The 536-nt window shown below is 47.9% G+C and carries 2 protein-coding genes; both read right to left on the bottom strand.

Annotation, left to right across the window (positions count from 1 at the left end):
• The coding region (locus ACVRRC_RS22295; protein ID WP_472997625.1) for a TraI domain-containing protein at positions 1-350 on the bottom strand (350 nt) is incomplete at its 3' end.
• The coding region (locus tag ACVRRC_RS22290) for a hypothetical protein (RefSeq protein ID WP_472997624.1) at positions 310-536 on the bottom strand (227 nt) is incomplete at its 5' end. The genes ACVRRC_RS22290 and ACVRRC_RS22295, both read right to left, overlap by 41 nt.

The raw sequence follows: 536 nt of genomic DNA, 5'->3' as shown, positions 1-536 counted from the left end.
CTCTGCGCTCGATGGTGGTGGTGTTCGGATGCGGGGAACAGTTGCACGAAGTTCGCAAAGCTATCAAGCATCGGCATCATCAGCTGTTCGAATTCACTATCCCGAATATTCAGTTCGCGCTTTATGGCCTGGATCATGTCGGTCTGCTTTTCACGCAATATGTAGCTCCCCGGAATCAACGCAGGGAAACCGATTTCGGCAGGCGGGTAACGCAAAATATCACCGCGCACAACCATTGAATCCACACCGTCGCGCATAGAGTCGATTTCTTCGAGGGTCTCCAGGGGAATGTTAATCTCTTCCTGTACCTCATTTTTTTTGCCAAACAGCGTTTTGATGATCTTCAGCATTTAAAACTCTCCGTTGTAGTGCAAGTACGATAACCCATGACCGGGTGCGGGCAGGAATGAAAAGGCCCTCGTTTTGTCGGCTAAAACGGTAACTGGCAATTTTAAAAAAAAGGATAATGACAGTGCTTTCTAACCGGAGAAGAAGTGATGAAAACCCGTAAACGTTTCGCATTGCCTTTGCTGGCA

The organism is Stutzerimonas sp. LR2 (assembly GCF_055755175.1).
Note: the sequence above shows the minus strand (reverse complement) of the source record. Positions and strands in the feature narration are given on the sequence as shown.